The organism is Halocynthiibacter sp. SDUM655004, from assembly GCF_026015885.1.
Lineage (GTDB): Bacteria > Pseudomonadota > Alphaproteobacteria > Rhodobacterales > Rhodobacteraceae > Falsihalocynthiibacter > Falsihalocynthiibacter halioticoli.
Genome location: NZ_JAPDUG010000001.1, coordinates 86313 through 105890 on the forward strand (window position 1 = coordinate 86313; position 19578 = coordinate 105890).

17 protein-coding genes are annotated in these 19578 nt (G+C 51.8%); 11 read left to right on the plus strand and 6 right to left on the minus strand.

What is annotated here, in order from left to right; all coding sequences use genetic code 11:
- Positions 1 to 43: 43 nt before the first annotated feature.
- The 4 genes from N9C89_RS00405 (at position 44) to N9C89_RS00420 (ending at position 5250) form a co-directional block, all read left to right on the plus strand.
- Positions 44 to 1141, plus strand: a complete 1098-nt coding sequence (locus N9C89_RS00405; RefSeq protein WP_263951829.1) for an AI-2E family transporter — start codon at positions 44 to 46, stop codon at positions 1139 to 1141.
- A 3-nt stretch (positions 1142 to 1144) separates the two neighbouring features.
- Positions 1145 to 2581, plus strand: a complete 1437-nt coding sequence (gene cls, locus N9C89_RS00410; RefSeq protein ID WP_263951830.1) for a cardiolipin synthase — start codon at positions 1145 to 1147, stop codon at positions 2579 to 2581.
- A gap of 143 nt (positions 2582 to 2724) precedes the next feature.
- Positions 2725 to 3723: an HAD family hydrolase gene (locus tag N9C89_RS00415; protein ID WP_263951831.1), complete on the plus strand. Its 999-nt coding sequence runs from the start codon at positions 2725 to 2727 to the stop codon at positions 3721 to 3723.
- A gap of 105 nt (positions 3724 to 3828) precedes the next feature.
- Positions 3829 to 5250, plus strand: coding sequence for a mannose-1-phosphate guanylyltransferase/mannose-6-phosphate isomerase (locus tag N9C89_RS00420; RefSeq protein ID WP_263953253.1), 1422 nt, complete (start codon positions 3829 to 3831; stop codon positions 5248 to 5250).
- 3 nt (positions 5251 to 5253) lie between these two features.
- Here N9C89_RS00420 and N9C89_RS00425 read toward each other — a convergent pair whose 3' ends face one another.
- Entirely contained in the window at positions 5254 to 5925 is a 672-nt protein-coding gene (locus tag N9C89_RS00425) for a sugar transferase (protein WP_317134915.1), read from the minus strand.
- Positions 5926 to 6127: 202 nt separating this feature from the next.
- On the opposite strand from N9C89_RS00425, the gene N9C89_RS00430 reads away from it, so the two are divergent.
- Positions 6128 to 6868 carry a metallophosphoesterase gene (locus N9C89_RS00430; RefSeq protein WP_263951832.1) on the plus strand — a complete coding sequence of 247 codons (741 nt, stop codon included), beginning with the start codon at positions 6128 to 6130 and terminating at the stop codon, positions 6866 to 6868.
- A gap of 6 nt (positions 6869 to 6874) precedes the next feature.
- Here the strand turns inward: N9C89_RS00430 and betA are convergent, their stop codons facing one another.
- From betA to betI, 3 genes are read right to left on the minus strand one after another with little or no spacing between them, the layout of a single operon-like run.
- A complete protein-coding gene (betA, locus tag N9C89_RS00435) occupies positions 6875 to 8536 on the minus strand; it encodes a choline dehydrogenase (RefSeq protein WP_263951833.1) in 1662 nt (553 codons plus the stop codon).
- Between the two features lie 8 nt (positions 8537 to 8544).
- Positions 8545 to 10011: a betaine-aldehyde dehydrogenase gene (gene betB, locus N9C89_RS00440; protein ID WP_263951834.1), complete on the minus strand. Its 1467-nt coding sequence runs from the start codon at positions 10009 to 10011 to the stop codon at positions 8545 to 8547.
- Between the two features lie 9 nt (positions 10012 to 10020).
- Positions 10021 to 10611: a transcriptional regulator BetI gene (gene betI / locus N9C89_RS00445; protein ID WP_263951835.1), complete on the minus strand. Its 591-nt coding sequence runs from the start codon at positions 10609 to 10611 to the stop codon at positions 10021 to 10023.
- Positions 10612 to 10745: 134 nt separating this feature from the next.
- On the opposite strand from betI, the gene N9C89_RS00450 reads away from it, so the two are divergent.
- The 3 genes from N9C89_RS00450 to choV all read left to right on the plus strand — a co-directional run bounded on the left by N9C89_RS00450 (position 10746) and on the right by choV (position 13631).
- On the plus strand, positions 10746 to 11669 hold the full coding sequence (locus N9C89_RS00450; RefSeq protein WP_263951836.1) for a choline ABC transporter substrate-binding protein: 924 nt from the start codon (positions 10746 to 10748) through the stop codon (positions 11667 to 11669).
- A 67-nt stretch (positions 11670 to 11736) separates the two neighbouring features.
- Positions 11737 to 12570, plus strand: a complete 834-nt coding sequence (gene choW / locus N9C89_RS00455; protein WP_263951837.1) for a choline ABC transporter permease subunit — start codon at positions 11737 to 11739, stop codon at positions 12568 to 12570.
- The gene (gene choV / locus N9C89_RS00460) at positions 12567 to 13631 is read left to right on the plus strand and encodes a choline ABC transporter ATP-binding protein (protein WP_263951838.1); all 1065 of its coding nucleotides are present in this window, start codon (positions 12567 to 12569) and stop codon (positions 13629 to 13631) included. Before choW ends, choV begins: the two co-directional genes overlap by 4 nt.
- A gap of 3 nt (positions 13632 to 13634) precedes the next feature.
- On the opposite strand, the gene N9C89_RS00465 is transcribed toward choV, so the two are convergent.
- Positions 13635 to 14555, minus strand: coding sequence for a rhodanese-related sulfurtransferase (locus tag N9C89_RS00465; RefSeq protein ID WP_263951839.1), 921 nt, complete (start codon positions 14553 to 14555; stop codon positions 13635 to 13637).
- Between the two features lie 95 nt (positions 14556 to 14650).
- On the opposite strand from N9C89_RS00465, the gene pncA reads away from it, so the two are divergent.
- From pncA to pncB, 3 genes are all read left to right on the plus strand, one after another.
- On the plus strand, positions 14651 to 15262 hold the full coding sequence (gene pncA, locus N9C89_RS00470; protein WP_263951840.1) for a bifunctional nicotinamidase/pyrazinamidase: 612 nt from the start codon (positions 14651 to 14653) through the stop codon (positions 15260 to 15262).
- Between the two features lie 63 nt (positions 15263 to 15325).
- Positions 15326 to 17563, plus strand: coding sequence for an ATP-binding protein (locus N9C89_RS00475; protein WP_263951841.1), 2238 nt, complete (start codon positions 15326 to 15328; stop codon positions 17561 to 17563).
- A gap of 63 nt (positions 17564 to 17626) precedes the next feature.
- The gene (gene pncB / locus N9C89_RS00480; protein ID WP_263951844.1) at positions 17627 to 18919 is read left to right on the plus strand and encodes a nicotinate phosphoribosyltransferase; all 1293 of its coding nucleotides are present in this window, start codon (positions 17627 to 17629) and stop codon (positions 18917 to 18919) included.
- Position 18920: 1 nt separating this feature from the next.
- Here pncB and arfB read toward each other — a convergent pair whose 3' ends face one another.
- Positions 18921 to 19340 (minus strand): alternative ribosome rescue aminoacyl-tRNA hydrolase ArfB, encoded by a 420-nt coding sequence (gene arfB, locus N9C89_RS00485; RefSeq protein ID WP_263951845.1) that lies wholly within the window; start codon positions 19338 to 19340, stop codon positions 18921 to 18923.
- Between the last annotated feature and the right edge of the window lie 238 nt (positions 19341 to 19578).

Consider the following 19578-nt stretch of genomic DNA (forward strand, 5'->3'; position numbering starts at 1 on the left):
AATAAGACTTAACGTCAAACACCCGATGAATCAGGGGGACATAATGCAAGACGGATTCCGGCAAACAACCTTCGGGACAGCAGTATTACTCTTGGCAACTATCGGCATGGGGGTTGTCCTGTTTCCGTTCTGGAAGGCGATCTTCTGGGCCGTTGTCCTGACGATTTTGTTCTGGCCACTTCGCGAAAAGCTGATGAACTGGCTAAACGGGCGCAAAACACTGACCGCGACGATCATTGTTTTGATGAACCTGCTTTTCATTCTTTTCCCAGCACTGTTGATCCTCGGCATTATTGCAGAAGGTGCTGTTTCGGTGCTTTCGCAAGTTGAGTTCGATTCATTCCCGCCGGGAAAAATGCTTGAAACGATTTCCGGTAAATTCCCAAGGCTTTCAGATGCGCTAGCAACGCTTGGAATTGATTTTGCCGCGATCAAATCTGTACTCGGCAATATGTTCGCGTATATCGCGCAATTCCTTGCGACGCACCTCGCTCAGATCGGGCAGGGTGCATCGACATTGGTATTCCAAGGCTTCCTCGCGTTTTATGTCTTGTTCACGTTCCTGCTTTTTGGCGATCGCATGTATGAGTCCTGCTTTGCGGTTATTCCTGCGTCTCGTGAGCATAAGCAGAAGTTCTTCACTGCTTTCTCGGAAATGGCGGTCGCTACGATTAGGGGCATGGTCTCTGTTGGGTTCGTTCAAGCCTTGCTTGGCGCGATAATATTCTTCTTCCTCGGCATCGATAATGCTGCGTTTTGGGGCGCTATTATGGGGCTGCTTTCTGTGATCCCGCCATTTGGCGCAGGGTTTATCTGGGGGCCTGCTGGTATCGCGATGGTGCTCTCTGGCGATACTGTGGACGGCATCATACTGCTCGCCTTTGGGGCGGGCGTTATCAGTATGTCTGATAATGTGGTGCGGCCAATTGTTGTTGGACGCGCGAGTAGCGTTCCAAGTTTTCTGATCCTTGTTACAACGCTTGGTGGGCTTGCTGTATTCGGGCTTACGGGGCTTGTTCTGGGGCCTGTGATTGCGGCAGTGTTTCTTTCGATCTGGCAATTGCTTTATGATGAAAAAAAGAAAGCCGCATCTTCAAGCATTGATGATGAAACATTGGGAACATTTTCCCATAAGGAGTGAGTTATGAGTTCTGTGCTGTACTTTGGGTTACTGCTGATCCAGCTTGCAACAGCAGCACGAGTCATGACGCGCCCGAATAGAGCACCCGCGTCACGTATCGCGTGGCTGGCGATCATCTTCTCAATTCCGGGTCTGGGCGTCATCGGGTATTTGCTTCTTGGCGAAACCAGTATTGGCAAAACGCGGGTGGAGCGGAAAGCGAAACTCAATGCCGAACTTCGCCAGATTGCGGACGTGCCCGATTATGAGGGGTCAGCGAGCGGAATCGAAATGCCGGCGCGGTTCAGGTCGATTTTCAACCTTGGGCAATCTATTTCTGGCATGCCTGCTGTCGGGGGTAACGCAGCTGAACTGCTCGCAGATTCCGAGACCGCAATTGATGCGATGATAAAGGATATCGATAACGCAAAAGAGCACGTTCACTTGGTGTTTTATATTTGGCTCACAGACGAAAGCGGCACCAAGATGGTCGACGCGCTGGTTCGTGCCGCGCAGCGAGGCGTGACCGTACGCGCAATGGCGGATGATCTTGGGTCGCGCGACTTAATCAAAAGCGAACTCTGGAAGGTTATGGAGCGCGCTGGTGTCAATCTTGCTGTGGCGCTTAAGATCGGAAACCCACTCTTGCGCATGTTTGACGGACGGCTTGATCTGCGAAACCACCGCAAAGTGCTCGTCATAGATAACGAGGTAACATACTGCGGTAGTCAGAACTGCGCCGACGCTGCATTTTCGCCAAAGCCGAAATTCGCGCCTTGGGTAGATGCTGTTATGCGATTTACGGGGCCTGTCGTGCTCCAGAACCAGATGGTTTTTGTGTCTGATTGGATGACTTACACGGACGACGATATTCTTGATGTTGTCAGATTAGAAATTCCCCACACCAACGAAGGCTTTCCCGCGCAGGTTATCGCAACTGGCCCGACAGTTCGATTTGGCGCAATGTCGGATATGTTCGCTGCGCTTATGCATGCGGCGACTGACGAGCTTATTATTACGACGCCCTATTATGCGCCGAATGAAGCGATGCAGTCTGCTTTGCGCTCCGCGGCGAACCGAGGTGTGAAGACGACAATCGTATTCCCGGCCCGCAATGACAACTTCTCCGTCGCTGCAACGTGCCACAGTTATTATCAGGAACTGCTCACATCAGGTGTGCGGATTATGGAATACCCTCTTGGGCTTCTGCACACAAAATCGCTCACGATTGATGGGCAAGTTACATTGATTGGCTCTGCAAATATGGATCAGCGTAGTTTCGATCTGAACTACGAAAACAACATTGTGTTTTACGATCCGGAAGCAACTTCACAACTGCGGGATCGGCAACTCGAGTATATTGCAGATAGCAACGAAGTATTGTTGTCTAATGTTGAAAGTTGGCCATGGCGGCGGCGGCTGTGGAACAACGTTATGGCCGTCATCAGCCCCGTGTTGTGATACCATACTGAATGGGCAACTGTGCCGCCTGGGTTGTATTATTCTTGGGCGCCAACAAAGTTTATCGTGCTAATTTGAAGCTTTAAGATTTACTGAACAAAAATTGGATGCACCAAATCGCATTTGGAGAAGGACAATTTGATATGAAACAACTCTATTCGTACATAACCAAGACTTGCATCGCCGCAGCGCTCGGCGTGGTCGCTAGCGTCGCTATCGCACAGGATGAGCCATTGCCTTCGTGGAATGACGGGCCGTCAAAAACGGCGATCCTCGAGTTTGTTGCTGCGGTTACGGAAGAGGGCGGGAGCGATTTCGTGCCAGAGATGGATCGCATTGCGACCTACGACAATGACGGAACGCTTTGGGTCGAGGCTCCGATCTACACACAGATATTGTTTGCGCTTGATCGGATCAAAGAGATCGCCGCAGACCATCCGGAATGGCAGGATGACCCTGTCCTGAAGGCCGCGATTGATGGTGATATGGAAACCATTGCGAAATCGGGCGAGAAAGGTGTAGCGCAGATACTTGCTGTAACACACACGGGCATGACCACCGATGAATTTGCTCAGATCGCGACAGATTGGATTACGACAGCCAAGCACCCAACGATGGATCGCCTGTATACAGATTTGACATATCAGCCGATGAAAGAACTACTGGCATATTTGCGAGAGAACGGGTTCAAAAACTATATCGTATCAGGTGGCGGCGTGGACTTCATGCGACCATGGACACAAGAAATCTATGGTATTCCGCCAGAGCAGGTGATCGGGTCGAGTGTCGTAACCAAATTTGAAATGCGTGATGGGACTCCAGTATTGGTGCGCGAACCAGAGCTGTTTTTTTATGATGACAAAGAAGGCAAACCTGTTGCTATTCAGAAGTTTATCGGCAAACGCCCAATCGCGTCTTTTGGGAACTCGGATGGTGATTTGCAGATGCTGCAGTGGACTTTGGCGGGTGAAGGCCGCCGCCTTGGGATGATTGTTCATCACACAGACGAGGAACGAGAGTTTGCCTATGATCGTGACTCACACGTTGGAACGCTTGTGGACGGGTTGGACAATGCAGAGGCGGAAGGCTGGCTCTTGATTGATATGAAGTCCGAATGGAACACGGTGTTTACTGAAGAGTGACCTTACCATAGAGGGATATCCCTTTTTGTTTACACGTTAAGGTTGAATTGATAGGGTGACGGTACTGTTAACTGAAAGGCATGTACCGTTACTGTCCATTCTCTCATAGTTCCGGTTGTTCTTGCGGGTGGGTCCGGCACGCGGCTTTGGCCTTTGTCGCGCAAGAGTTACCCCAAACAGTTCTCCAAGCTGCTTGGAGAGGATACTCTCCTTCAGTCGACTCTGCGGCGTTTCAAATCGAATGAGTGCATTGAATTCGCGCCACCAACGGTGATGACGCATTCTGATTTTCGGTTCATCGTCAAAGAGCAGATGGACGAAATAATTCCCGAATGCGGGCCGATTTTTCTGGAGCCATTTGGTAAGAATACTGCGCCAAGTGTGCTCGCTGCTGCCTATCACCACGCGGCTTTGAATTTAGATGCGCTGCTTTTGGTTGCGCCTTCTGATCATGCAATCTCTGATTACGAGGCTTTCCATGCGTCTATATCGAAGGGTTTGCATGCGGCGCGCGAAGGTCATTTGGTAACTTTCGGAGTGACGCCTACGCGTCCTGAAACGGGATATGGGTATCTCAATATCGGTGATAGTTCAGCAACCTCACCGGTGGCACGCGTCGACGCATTTGTTGAGAAACCGGATATTGCAATTGCGACTGAAATGGTTGCTTCAAAGAAGTTCCTTTGGAACTCAGGGATGTTTCTGTTTAAGGCAAAAGCGATCATTCAGGCCTTTGAGACACACGCGCCACAGATGTGCGAGGCAGTGCGGTTGGCCGTTCGATCTGCGCGCCGAGATTTGGATTTTCTTCGGCTAGACGAAGCACACTGGCGAGAGGTTAAAAGCATCTCGATTGATTATGCGGTGATGGAAAAAGCCGACAATCTTTTTGCGGTGCGATACTCTGCGGATTGGTCAGATCTCGGCGGTTGGGATGCGGTTTGGCGCGAAGCATCAAAAGACAAATATGGTGTCGCGACGAGTGAAAATGCGCATGCGATAGAATGCCAGAACACGCTTCTTCGCAGTGAGAATGCGGGACAAAAGATTGTTGGAATTGGGCTAACCAACATTTTGGCGGTCGCAATGCCAGACGCGGTTTTGGTTGCCGATATGAGCCGTGCGCAGGACGTAAAGCGCGCGGTTGATGTGTTGCTTAAGCATGCTTCGCAACAGGCTCAGGTATTCCCAAAAGAGCATCGACCTTGGGGATGGTTTGAGAGCTTAGTGATTGGCGCAAGGTTTCAAGTGAAACGCATTCAGGTGAAGCCGGGCGCGTCGTTAAGCCTACAGAGTCATTACATGCGGTCGGAACATTGGATTGTTGTTGAAGGCACAGCACAGGTTACGGTTGACGGCAAAACCGAATTGGTCAGCGAGAACCAATCTGTCTATGTGCCGCTGGGATCAAAGCATCGCCTCGAGAATCCGGGGAAATTGCCCATGGTTCTTATCGAAGTTCAAACCGGCCCATATGTTGGCGAGGACGATATTGTTAGGTTTGACGATGCCTATGCGCGGGTATGAAAGTCAGGACCCTGTTTGCGCGAAGGCCACTCGGACGGTTTTCAGAATAAGTTTGATATCTAGTAAGGCCGAAACAGAGTGGGCGTACTCTTTGTCCATTTGAATGCGCTGTTGATAGCATGGGTTTTTACGGCCTTGCGTTTGCCAGATGCCAGTTAAGCCGGGCTTGGTTGCACGATAGGCCCAGATCGCATTTTTGTACCTTGGGGCTTCTTCTTGGGTGATCGGGCGCGGACCGACGAAACTCATATCCCCAACAATGATGTTCCATATCTGCGGAAGTTCATCCAACCCTGATCTTCGTAAATATCTGCCGAATGGTGTCACCCGTGGGTCGTCTTTTAGTTTTTGACTATTTGCCCATTGGAGCGCAGCCGCCTCATTTTGCTGGATAAGAGCATGCAGTTTTTCATCTGCCTCCTCACACATGGTTCGGATTTTCCAGCATTTGAAACTGCTGCCGTCTTGACGCAACCGCTCGTGTGCGAAGAAGCCCGAACCCCCGTTTCGACGTGCGCCTAACCACAGAGCAGCGACGACGATCGCTGTAGGTATAAGAAGTATCAGAGCCAACCCAATATCAAAGACGCGCTTGAAATGCCTTTGATAGCTAAGACGGCCAAAGTGGGATGTTCGCAAAAATCTTGAAGCAGAGAGTGGGTAACTAGAGTTCAATTGTTTAGCCCGTTCCGATGGTCATACTCCATTATCGATACGGCTGAGTCCTTAGCACTCAGTAAAGAGCGAGGGCATTTGGGGTGTTCGTTTCTTGTGCGAGGCTAGAATGTGTTGCCAATTTTATTAGCTTTTTTCGGGGCAGCTTGTATGGAGAAGAGTGTAGATAGTATTTTTCCAGTGTTTGGTTTATCAGTTTGCCATGAAATTTATTCGAAATATTTTTAGTAAACCTAAGCAAGAAGTTAGTTTTCCAGACCCCGCGCCTGAACAAGAATTTTATGCGATTGGGGATGTTCACGGTCGGGACGACTTGCTCAAACTTGCTTTGCGGAAAGTTCCCCGTGGTTCGACCATTATTTGCGTGGGCGACATTATTGACCGTGGCGAGAATTCTGCTCAAGCATTGCGGCGATTGCACGCGACAAGTCAGCGCCCAACCCGCACGCTTATCTGCTTAATGGGCAATCATGAACGCATGATGCTCAATTTTCTGGATGGTGCTGATGCAGAGGCGGAGCGTTGGCTTCGCAATGGTGGTTTGCAGACACTGGAGAGCTTTGGGGTTACATCTGTTGTTGATCTGAGCAGCAAAGAATCGCTGGATGAAGCGCGCGCAACGCTCAAACAGGCGATGGGCCGCGAGCTGGAAGCGTGGCTTCGCGGATTGCCGTTCCAATGGCAAAGCGGAAATGTCGCTGTTGTTCATGCTGGCGCGGACCCAGAGTTGCCGATGGACGAGCAGCCTGAAAAGGCGCTGGTTTGGGGGCACGCCGACTTCTTCAAGGTGCCGCGCAAAGATGGAGTTTGGGTTGTTCATGGGCATACGGTTGTCGATGAGCCCTATATCAAGCGTGGTCGGGCCGCGATTGATACGGGCGCTTATGTTACCGAACGACTAACCGTAGCCCACGTGACGCCAGAAGGAATAACCTTCATTTAACCGCGCCTAACGGTCAGATTCTTGCCAATTCGGATGTATCCACGGCTTTGCATGATCTTTTGGTAGAGGAGTCTTGCCAAGTATGTGATCCGCGGCCTTCTCGCCAACCATGATTGAGGGCGCATTAAGGTTCCCGTTGGTGATCCTCGGGAAGATGGAGCTGTCTGCAACATAGAGCCCCTCTGTCCCGATGACTTTGCAATCTGGCCCTACAACTGCTGTTGGATCATCCACCGCGCCCATTTTGCATGTGCCGCAGGGATGATAGGCGCTTTCGGCTTCTTCCTTGATGAAGGCATCTATCTCTTCATCTGATTGGACCGAAGCTCCTGGCTGGATTTCAGCACCACGGAATGGGTCAAACGCGGCCTGACCAAATACTGTTCGGGTCAGCCTTATGCAATGTCGGAAATCAATCCAGTCCTGTGGATCAGACATATAGTTGAACTTAATGCGCGGGGCCTCAAACGGGTCTGCTGAGTTAAGCGAAATTTGACCTCGAGACGCGGATCGCATCGGGCCAACATGGGCTTGAAACCCATGTCCCTCTGCCGCTGCGGTGCCGTCATACCGGATAGCCATTGGCAGGAAATGAAACTGGATGTCCGGATATGGAACGCCAGCAGCTGAGCGCACAAACGCCGCGCTTTCGAATTGGTTAGAGGCCCCCAGACCCTTTTTAAAGAAGAGCCATTGCGCGCCGGCGATGGCCTTTCCAAAGGTATTCCAATGCTTGAACAAGGTGATCGGCTGTGTGCAGGCTTGTTGGATGTAAACTTCAAGATGATCCTGCAGGTTCTGACCGACGCCTTTTCGGTCCGCGACGACGTTGATACCATTCGCAGCAAGGTGAGCGGCGGGGCCGATACCGGAAAGCATGAGAAGTTTAGGTGAGTTAATCGCGCTGGCCGCTACAACGACAGAACGGCGCGCCGTGATGACTTCGCTCCGACCATTTCTGCGGATACGAACGCCAGTGGCACGTTTCCCGTCAAACTCGATTTTCTCTGCATAGGCCCGAATTAGAGACAAATTTTGGCGCTTTAGAGCCGGTTTTAGATAAGCGTTCGCTGTCGACCACCGCACACCTTTGTGGATGGTATGCTCCATCGGACCGAAGCCCTCTTGCTTCTCACCATTATAGTCATCGGTTGTTTCAAACCCCGCTTGCTGACCAGCTTTCACGAAAGCTTCAAATAGGGGGTTTGATCGCGGTCCGCGCGTAACATGCAGTGGTCCGGATGTGCCGCGCCATGTCGGGTCACCACCGTGGCCGTTTGGGCTCCAATGCTCCATGCGCTTGAAGTACGGCAGGATATCAGCATAGCTCCATCCCTTCGCACCGCTGTCTTCCCAATGGTCAAAATCCATCGCGTGTCCGCGCACATAGACCATACCGTTAATCGAAGATGAGCCGCCGATCACTTTGCCCCGCGGTGTGGCGAGGCGTCGGTTGTTAAGGTGTGGCTCCGGTTCGCTCTGAAAACCCCAGTCATAGAGCCGCATTCGCATAGGATAAGAGAGCGCGCCTGGCATCTGAATGAATGGTCCCGCATCGCTTCCTCCATACTCAATGAGAATAACGGAATGCTTGCCGTTCTCGGACAGTCGCGAAGCAAGAACAGATCCGGCAGACCCCGAACCAATGATGACGAAATCAGCTTGCATCGCGGTCCTCAATAGGGGCTGTCGACTCGGCCCATGCCGACATAAACGGATTTTATCTGGCTGTAGTAATCAAGCGCGGCTTTGCTGTTCTCCCGTCCTACGCCGGATTGTTTAGAGCCACCAAACGGAACTTCTACAGGCGCAAGGTTATAGGTGTTGATCCAGCAGGTTCCGGCCTCAAACGCTTTGGCAACGCGATGCGCGCGCGAAATGTCTTTTGTAAATACACCTGCGCTCAAGCCAAACTCGGTCGCATTCGCCCGCGTTAGAGCCTCTACTTCGGTATCAAAGCCCAAAACGGCCATGACGGGCCCAAAGATTTCTTCGCGCGCGATTGTCATGTCATCGGTCACATCCGCAAAGACTGTGGGCGCAATGAAGAACCCCGCTTCATGACCGTTGACGCGCGGAGCGTCGCCTCCGGTTACAAGTGTAGCGCCTTCGCTCTTGGCTATTTCAATATATCGCGTAACTTTCTCTAACTGAGCCTTGGAGACCAAAGGCCCGAGGTGCGTGTCTTCGTTCAAGGGGTCACCCACGCGAATAGCTTCTGTGCGCGTTTTGAGCCGCGATAGAAACTGTTCTTTGATCGAGTTGTGAACAAAAACGCGCGTTCCGTTGGAGCAAACCTGACCAGTTGAATAGAAATTACCGAGCATTGCGCCGCTAATGGCGTCTTCGATATCTGCGTCTTCAAACACAAGTAGTGGAGATTTGCCGCCAAGCTCCATCGTCACGTGACGAAGCCCTTCAGCTGCGGCGGCATAGACCTTGCGCCCTGTCGGGACGGACCCTGTAAGAGATACTTTATCGACGCGCGGGTCTGTTGAGAGCGCTGCTCCTACATCGCCAAGTCCCTGAACCACGTTGAACAATCCGGCGGGGGCGCCAGCTTCTATGAAGATCTCAGCAATTTTTAAGGCGCAAAGGGGTGTGGTTTCGGATGGCTTGAAAACCATAGCGTTACCACAGGCGAGTGCTGGGGCGGCCTTCCAGCATGCGATCTGGGTTGGATAGTTCCACGCGCCAATGCCGACACATACGCCGAGTGGTTCGCGGATGGTGTAGGCAAAATCTTCGCCCAAGGGCACGGTTTCGCCTGTCATACCAGAGACTATTCCACCGAAATACTCCAATGCATCCGCACCAGAGGTTGCGTCGGCAACGAGCGTCTCCTGAAGGGCTTTGCCCGTGTCCATGGTTTCGAGTTCGCTCAGTTCGCGGTTTCGATCACGAATGAAATCAGCCGCGCGCCGTAGAACCCGCCCACGCTCAACAGGCATCAGAGCAGCCCATTGTTTCTGTGCGCGTTGGGCAGAGTTCAGTGCAGCATCAATGATAGACGGCGTGGCAGAATGAAACTTTGCGATCACTTCTCCGGTTGCGGGATAAACGCAATCAAATGCCGTTCCTGCTGTGTCTTCAATATAAGCGCCATCAACAAAATGGCTCGCTTTGGGCTGGAATAGGGTCATATTTTGGGCCTAGTTGTTCTGGTGTCGCAGGAGGCAGAGGTCGAGATAGTCAACAACCAGTGCCTTTGTGGTTTGCCTGTTTGGAGCCATGTCTTGAAGCGCGTGCCGGATGTAAAATCCGTCAATCATCGAGGCGAGGCCTTGTGCGATGTTGCAGGCTGCGTCGTCCGAGACGATCTCCTTTAACTGAAAGACGAGATTGCTGTTCAGACGGCGCGCGTAGACACGCAGCAGTCGGGCAACCTCGTCTGAATTTTGTGCTTTGACATAAAAGGCGAGCCACGCCGCAACGACATTGGGGTCGAATTGCTCCTGATCAAAGCTCGCATCAATAATTGCGATGATCCGGTCTCTTGGAGACATTGCCGTGCTTGAGCGTTCAGCAACGCTTTGCCCAAATTGACGAAGGATATGTCGGATCACGGCGAGGAAGATTTGCTCTTTGCTGCCGAAATAGTGATGGGCAAGCGCGGATGACATGCCGGCGCGCCGCGCAATTTGGCTCACTGTGACGTCAAGCGAACCGTTTTGTCCGATCTCTGCGATCGTCGCATTTATCAGTGCGCTGCGGCGCACAGGTTCCATTCCAATCTTGGGCATAAGCCGACTCTTTCACCAAGGGCGTTTACAATAATGAGCTTATGAGGTTAATTGACTCGTCAATCAATAAAAATCAGACATGGCCAAGCATGTAAAGATTGCGTTAGGTATGTCGCATCAACGGGAGATTAATCATGACAAAAACATTTCTTGCCAGCACCACGGCGCTTGTTGTGGCGACAACGGCTGCTTTTGCCGAATGTAACACAGTGACGTTCGCCGATGTGGGTTGGACCGACATTACAGCAACGACCGCAGCAACAACTGTGGTGCTTGACGCTTTGGGCTATGAAACAGAGGTGAAAGTTCTCTCTGTTCCTGTGACCTACAAGGCACTTGAGGGCGGCGATGTTGACGTATTCCTCGGCAACTGGATGCCGACGATGGAAGCGGATATCGCTACTTATCGCGAAGCTGGGACGGTTGATACCGTTCGGGAAAACCTTGAGGGCGCGAAGTATACGCTTGCAGTAAATGCGGCAGCTGCGGCGCTTGGGATTAAGAGCTTTGCGGATATCGCGGCGCACAAAGATGCACTTGATGGCAAAATCTACGGCATTGAGCCAGGCAACGATGGCAACCGTCTTATTCAGTCAATGATTGACGGCAACGCCTTTGATCTTGAAGGTTTCGAAGTTGCGGAAAGCTCCGAACAGGGCATGCTGGCGCAGGTAGATCGCGCAACCAAAAGAGACGAGCCGATTGTGTTCCTTGGTTGGGAGCCGCATCCGATGAACGCCAACTTTGAAATGTCGTACCTAGAGGGGGGCGACGACTTCTTCGGCCCTGATCTGGGTGGTGCGACAGTCTATACAAACACACGCGCGGGTTATGTTGATGAGTGCCCGAACGTTGGTGCGCTTCTCAAGAATCTCAAGTTTACCCTTGCTATGGAAAACGAGATTATGGGGGCGATCCTGAATGACGGCGCTGACCCAGAAGACGCTGCATCTGAATGGCTCAAGGGCAATCCTGATGTTTACGCATCATGGCTCGGTGGTGTGACGGCTCTGGATGGTGGCGAAGCCCTCGCAGCGGTTACAGAAGCACTGAAGTAAATCAATCGGGGCGCTTGATCGGTTCAAGCGCCCCTTTTTCGATCAGCTCAACAGTATACAGGCATCCATGGACTGGCTCACCGAAACGAAAATCCCCGTCGGCAAAACGGCGGCGCGCATGTTTGACTGGCTTCAGGCGCGCGGCGAGCATGTTTTCGATTGGATATCATACGTCATGGAAGGCATGATTGATGCGTTCCTATGGCTTATGCAGACGCCACCACCGCTTGTTGTAGTTTTTGTGTTCGCAGCGCTGGCTTATGTTTATCAGAGAAGCTGGAAGATCTCCCTCTTCGTCGCTATTGGGTTCCTGTTCATTCTCAATCAAGGGTATTGGGAAGAGACAACAGAGAGCCTAACGCTGGTACTTTCGGCCTGTGTTGTCTGTATGGGGGTTGGCGTGCCGATTGGAATCGCTGCCGCGCATCGTCCTCGGTTTTATCGGGCATTACGGCCTATTTTGGACCTGATGCAGACGCTGCCGACGTTCGTATACCTCATTCCTGCGATTGTGTTCTTCGGGATCGGTATGGTGCCGGGGCTGATTGCGACCGTAATCTTTGTATTGCCCGCGCCGATCAGATTGACGCACCTCGGGGTTACATCAACGCCCCAGCCGCTGCTTGAAGCGGCAGAGGCTTTTGGTGCAACGCCGAGACAGAAGCTTTGGAAAGTCGAACTTCCCTATGCATTGCCGCAGATCATGACCGGCTTGAACCAAACGATTATGTTGTCGCTCTCGATGGTGGTGATTGCCGCGCTCGTTGGGGCAGATGGGCTTGGCGTTCCGGTTGTGCGGGCGCTAAATCAGGTGAATACGGCGCTTGGGTTTGAAAGCGGCTTCGTGATTGTTGTGGTGGCGATCATGCTGGATCGAGTGTTGAGGATTGATAGCAAATGAGCGCGGAACCACTTCCCTCTGTTGTATTTGATAACGTGAGTATTGTTTTCGGGAACAAGCCACAAAAAGCGCTTCCGCTGATGGATCAGGGTATGTCGCGCGCCGAAGTACAGTCTGAAACCGATCAAATCCTCGGCGTCCATGATTGTAGCCTTTCCGTTGCCGAGGGCGAAATTCTCGTGCTGATGGGGCTCTCTGGTTCTGGGAAATCGACCCTATTGCGGGCGGTTAACGGCCTAAACCCCGTTGTGCGCGGCGCTGTGCACGTCAATGACGGCGAGGGCATGGTAGATGTTACCAACGCCTCGGCTGATACTTTGCGGGAAATGCGCCAGAGGCGTATCGCGATGGTTTTCCAACAGTTCGGCCTTTTGCCTTGGCGAACGGTTGAGCAGAACGTTGCGTTGGGGCCGGAACTGGCCGGAGAAGCCGCGTCTGATTACCTTCCTTTGGTGCAGGAAACCCTAGCACTTGTTGGTTTGGCCGACTGGGCAGACCGCAAGGTTTCAGAATTGTCCGGTGGCATGCAGCAACGTGTTGGTCTTGCCCGTGCATTCGTAACTCAAGCACCGATTTTGCTGATGGACGAGCCTTTCAGCGCGCTTGACCCGCTTATCCGCACAAGACTACAGGATGAATTGCTCGATCTGCAAAATAATCTGCGGCGCACCATTATCTTTGTGAGCCATGATCTGGACGAGGCGTTCAAACTGGGCGATCGGATCGCAATTCTTGAAGGTGGGCGAATTGTTCAATGCGGCACACCCCAACAAATCATCCGAAATCCAGCAAACGAATACGTGCGCGACTTTGTAGCTAATATGAACCCACTTGGCGTGTTGTGTGCGGGCGATGTGATGACCGACGGAACAGACAGCGAAGCGCCGGAAATACAGTCTAACGCGCCGCTTTCCGAAGTAATGACCCTTTTGAATTCGGGCGTTATGCAGGTTTCCGTTAAAAACGGAGAAACCCAAGTCGGTTTGATCCGCGCGCGGGATATTGTTCGTACGCTTGGCGCCGTAGCCGAAGGCGAAATTTCAGACGAAATGCAGAGTTAGAGACTATTCGTCGAGCAAATTAGGCGCGCCGAAATGGCGCTCGCCGCGTTTCTCGGCAAGTGCGATCTGTTTTTGGCGCTCGCGGAAACGCTCTTTGCGCTCTTCCGTGGTCTTGTCGTGGCAGAGATGGCAGCTCACACCGTCTTCATACTCTGGGCGCTTCGTATCCTCGGGCAGAATTGGTTGGCGGCAGGCATGGCACAACAGATGTGGCCCTTCGACAAGCCCGTGGCCGATTGAAACGCGGCCGTCAAAGACGAAACACTCGCCGTTCCAAGTGCTTTCTTCGGCAGGGACCTCTTCGAGATATTTCAGAATACCGCCCTTTAGGTGGAATACGTCTTCAACACCCTGGCCAAGCAAGTAGTTCGTCGATTTTTCGCACCGGATACCACCGGTGCAGAACATCGCGACGCGCTTGTTGTGAAAGCGGTCTTTGTTCTCTTCCCACCACGCAGGGAACTCGCCGAAAGTCTTGGTTTCAGGGTCTATTGCGCCTTCAAAAGTCCCGATTGCCACTTCGTAGTCGTTGCGCGTATCAATCACTACAACGTCTTCCTGCTGGATCAGGTCGTTCCAATCTTCGGGGGCGACGTAATGTCCAACCTTGGCGCGTGGGTCTACATCGGGTTGGCCCATTGTGACGATCTCTTTCTTGAGACGCACTTTCATCCGCCCGAACGGCATTTCGCTTGCGGCGCTTTCCTTGTGCTCGAGATCCGAACAACCGGGCAGGGCGCGCAGATGCGCGAGCAAACGATCAATACCTTTGCGCGGACCGGCAACAGTTCCGTTGATGCCTTCGGCGGCAATCAAAAGCGAACCATTAATGCCTTCTTCTTTGCATAGAGCCTTAATAGGGGCACGCAAAGCGTCCGGATCATCGAAACGGGTGAAGTGATATAGTGCGGCTACAACTGTCATGGGCCTCAAATAGTGTGAACCTGAGCGCCCTGCAAGAGCAACAGTTGACGCAGGCCAGAAGGCAATCTACCCCTTATGCAACGAAAGGTTGTCTCATGCGTCCAGCAAACGAAGCGCTTCTGGTTATCGATGTTCAAAATGATTTTTGCCCTGGTGGTGCGCTTGCAGTCTCTGAAGGGCATCAGGTCGTGCCCTACATCAATGAAATGATGCTGGATTTTCGGCACATCGTGCTCACACAGGACTGGCACCCCAAGAGGCATTCGTCTTTTGCCTCGAGCCACTCCGGCAAGGGCGAATTCGAGCTTACGCAAATGCCCTATGGGCCACAGGTTCTCTGGCCGGATCATTGCATCCAAGGAAGCGAAGGTGCGGCGTTTCACGAAAAGCTCGATACAGACCGCGCAAATGTCATCATTCGTAAGGGCAGCAATCCTGAAATAGACAGTTACTCCGGCTTCTTTGAGAATGATCATAAAACCCCAACTGGTTTAGACGGATACCTCAAAACCCGCGGAATAGACACTGTTACCATTGTTGGTTTGGCTACGGATTATTGCGTGCGCTTCACTGCGACGGATGCGAGAACGCTTGGCCTGAGCGTTGCTGTGGATTTGGCAGGTTGTCGCGGGATTGGGCTGGGTGACTCGCTTGGAGAAGCATATGACGAGATGCGCAAATCCGGCGTGACTTTGATCGAAGGCTAACAGCAGGAAATTGTTAAACAGTCTGCCCTAGAGTGGCTTCCATTCAATTGGAATCCACTGTTTATGTACTCAAATGTTCGACGAACGCGCCTGCAAAGCGAACTTGATAGTTTTGAAACGCGCAACTCTACCGAGGGCCTGCTGCTGCGATATGCTAGGGGGCGTGTTCGGCAAATTGGCAATCGACAGATACTTGCGCTTGTTGGCGGAGTTGCGATCGCTAGCCTTTATGACTTTGAGCTTGGCGTTGCGCTCGCTCTCCTATCTCTGTTCGGAGACTTGATAGAGTGCACGTACCTTTTTCGAATTTCAAAAACCGGAATCAAGCCAAATGGCCTCAAACGTGCGCAAGTAATTTCAACCACCTTAGCTGGCATTCAAGGTCTATGCGTTTCGTTGATTGTCTGGACACTCTGGAACCTCGGCGAAGCTGGAGAATTACATTTCTTTGCAATGGCGATTTTACTGGGCGCGGGGATTAACTCTGGGTTGGTTACGCCGTTTCACCGATATGCAGGGCTCGTCCGGGTTGTCACATTTCTGGCTCTCGGAATTTGGCTAACTTTCTCCGAGCTCCCAAGTCCGCAAGGAACCTACAAAGAGGTTTATGACGCATTGGCCTTTGCCCTCTTGCTCTACCTTGCCTACGTTTTCGTTCAATTTTCAAACGTCAGCTTTGCGCGTCGGCAATCATATGAGCGGAAACTTTTGGAGCAGAAGAACGCAGTGGAGCGCATGCACGCTGAGCTTCGCGAAGAAAGTCAGCGCGCTAGAAATCTTGCCCTTGTTGCAAAGCATGCCAATGACAGTGTCATTATCTCTGACGCTGATCGAAGGATTGAGTGGGTTAACCCAGCATTTAGCGAGGTGACCGGATACGGAAGCAGCGAAGCGATTGGTAAGACTCTTGGGCAGCTTTTGAATGGCAGCAATACATCAATGGAAGCCGTTGATGAGATCAAAAATGCAATCGAGCAAAAACGATCAATTCGCACAGAGATCATTAACTATACAAAATCCGGTCGTGAAATCTGGATTGAGACCAATATTACACCTCTTACAACGCCTGATGGCGAGTTGGATAAAATCATTTCAGTCGAGCGCGATATTACCGAAACCAAAAAACGGGAGCGGGAACTGGCTCTTGCTCGAATCGAGGCCGAGGACAATGCGAAAAGCAAAGCGAATTTCCTTGCCACAATGAGCCATGAAATTCGTACACCGCTGAATGGGATCATCGGCATGGCAGAACTTCTGTCGCGCGCGCCGATTTCAAACGAACAACAAGATTACGCCTCGACAATCCTATCATCTGGCGAGGCTTTGCTTCAGATCATCAACGATGTGCTCGACCTTTCCAAACACGAGGCAAAAGGCATCACGCTTGTCGCGGAGCCATTCTCAGTACCTGATTGTGTTCAGAGCGCCGTAAAGCTTCTAGAGCCGTTGGCCCAAAGCAAGGGGCTTGAATATGAATTGAATTTGCCAACTTCGCCTTTGCCCCATCTAATTGGGGATGCGGGACGCCTTCGCCAGATCGTGCTGAATCTGGTTGGAAATGCGATCAAGTTCACAAGCGAGGGCCATGTCAAAATCGCTCTTTCTACGAAGGCTCTGGCGGACCGACAGAGAGTCGTGCTTGAAGTGTGCGACACGGGGATCGGAATTGCGCCAGAAGCGCGGCAGAGAATTTTCGAAACATTTACACAGGCTGAAGGTGATACGCCGCATAAGTACGGCGGTACTGGCCTCGGCTTGACCATCTCACAAAACTTAGCGCGCCAAATGGGCGGCGAAATTTCAGTAGAGTCAAAAGTCGGCAAAGGATCAGTGTTCAAGCTCGCCCTTGAGCTAGACATTGCTGAAACGCAAACTCAATCAAAGGCGCTTAGTGCTTCGAAGAAAATCAAAATAACTTGCCTTAGTAACAAGAAAATTCTCGTAGCGGATGATAATAAAACCAATCGCTTGCTACTAAATAAGATGCTTGGGCCCCATGCAGCGCACATCGAGTTTGCGGTTGACGGTGAAGAGGCTGTGAACCTTTTTAAGAAACACGAGCCGGACCTTATTTTGATGGATATATCGATGCCCAAGAAAAACGGGTTAGAAGCCACAAAGTGTATTCGGGAACTCGAAAAGCATCGGAGTGCGACAACGGTTGTTATCGCGCTAACTGCGAACGCATTTGAGACCGATCGCGAAGAGTGTTTGCGCGCTGGCATGAATGGTTTCATGACCAAGCCCTTCAAGCTTGCCGATCTCGCAGAAAATGTTGCAGAGCATATGCGTGAAAACTAATTGCGGTTTGCGTTGCTTCTGTGATCGTCTATCAGGGATGGAAACCTAATTTTGGGGTGCCCCGTGGTCGATATTGCTTCGCGTGTATATAATCATAAGTGGAAGATCGATCCGATCGTACGGTCGTTGATTGATACAGATTTCTACAAACTCCTGATGTGTCAGTCTGTGTTCCGCAATCACCGCGACGCGAACGTTACATTTTCGCTCATCAATCGCAGCAAAAAGGTCCGGCTCGCGGATATCATTGACGAGGGCGAATTGCGGGAGCAACTCGACCATATGCGCTCGCTTTCGCTAAGCCGCGGCGAAAGCACATGGCTGCGTGGGAACATGTTTTATGGCAAGCGCCAAATGTTTCGCTCTGATTTCATGGAGTGGTTCGAGGGCCTAAGATTGCCGCCCTATCACCTAGAAAAGCGCGACGGGCAATATGAGCTGACGTTCGAAGGAACGTGGCCGGAAGTTATGCTTTGGGAAGTTCCAGCGCTGGCCATCTTGGTCGAGCTTCGCAGCCGCGCTGTGATGTCTGACATGGGACGGTTTGAACTTCAGGTCCTTTATGCGCGGGCGATGACAAAAGTCTGGGAGAAGGTTGAAGAGCTTCGGCCAGTAGAAAACTTGCGTATTGCTGATTTTGGCACGCGCCGCCGCCACAGTTTTCTTTGGCAGGATTGGTGCGTTCAGGCCATGCAAGAAGGCTTGGCGCAGAAGTTTGTTGGCACGTCAAACTGTTTGATTGCCATGCGCCGCGAGGTCGAGGCGATAGGTACAAACGCACACGAACTTCCAATGGTTTATTCCGCACTCGCCGAAACTGATAAGGAATTGCGCGTTGCGCCGTACAAAGTTCTGGAAGATTGGCAGGAAGAGCACGAAGGGAATCTTCGAATAATTTTGCCAGATACCTACGGCACATCAAGTTTTCTTCGTCAGGCGCCGGATTGGCTGGCAAGCTGGACAGGCATCCGGATCGATAGTGGCGACCCTGAAACGGGTGCGGAGACAGCAATTCAGTGGTGGAAAGATCGCGGCGAAGATCCGCGCGAAAAGCTTGTTATCTTCTCTGATGGATTGGATGTCGCGAAAATCAAAGAGCTGAGCGCAAAGTTTGCGGGTCGTGTGCGGGTTTCTTTCGGGTGGGGCACATTGTTGACCAATGATTTTAGAGGCCTTGTCGCAGATGATGGCCTCGCGCCATTCTCGCTTGTTTGCAAAGCGGTGGAGGCCAATGGCAAACCGACAGTTAAGCTTTCGGATAACCCGAACAAGGCAATGGGCCCGTTAGACGAAATTGAAAGATACAAACGCGTGTTTGATATTGGTGCGCAGCAAAAATTCGACGTAATTGTGTAAACTAGTCGTCTCCAGAGACACGACCGCGGAGTGATTTTATCTGGCCACGTCGGACTTTGCTTTCGACGCGGCGCCTTTTGCTTGCCAATGTTGGGCGGGTTTTGATCCTGCGTTTTGGCCGCTCAAGCGACTTTTGAACCAACGTACAAAGACGTTCGCGGGCTATTTCCCGATTACGTGCTTGCGAGCGTGTGTCCTCAACCCGAATAAGAACCGCGCCTTCTTGGGTCCATTTCTGACCAGCAAGCTTTTTCAGGCGCGCCTTGGCATAAGGAGGCAGGTTTGGGCTTCGCGCGGCTTCGAAACGCAATTCGACTGCGGTCGAGACTTTGTTTACATTCTGTCCGCCTGGCCCGGAACTTCGGGTGAAATTTTCTGAGAACTCCCAGTCTTCCAAGGTTATGTCGTCGTTGATCCGCATGCCTTACCAATATGGGAATTCAAAGAAAATTGCATCTGAAATTGAAAGAGCCTTAGCGGATGTCGCTAAGGCTCTCCTCGAGAATCGGAGGTGGCTAGTGGGACAGAGCTGCCCCTAAGCCGGTGCATAATTTAGGAGGGTTGCCCCCTAAACAATTCCCAGCTCGTGACCTTCGCCATCTGCTCCATTTTCCCAATAATCATAGGCACCTCCTTTCAAGTTGTTTCTATAACTAGGA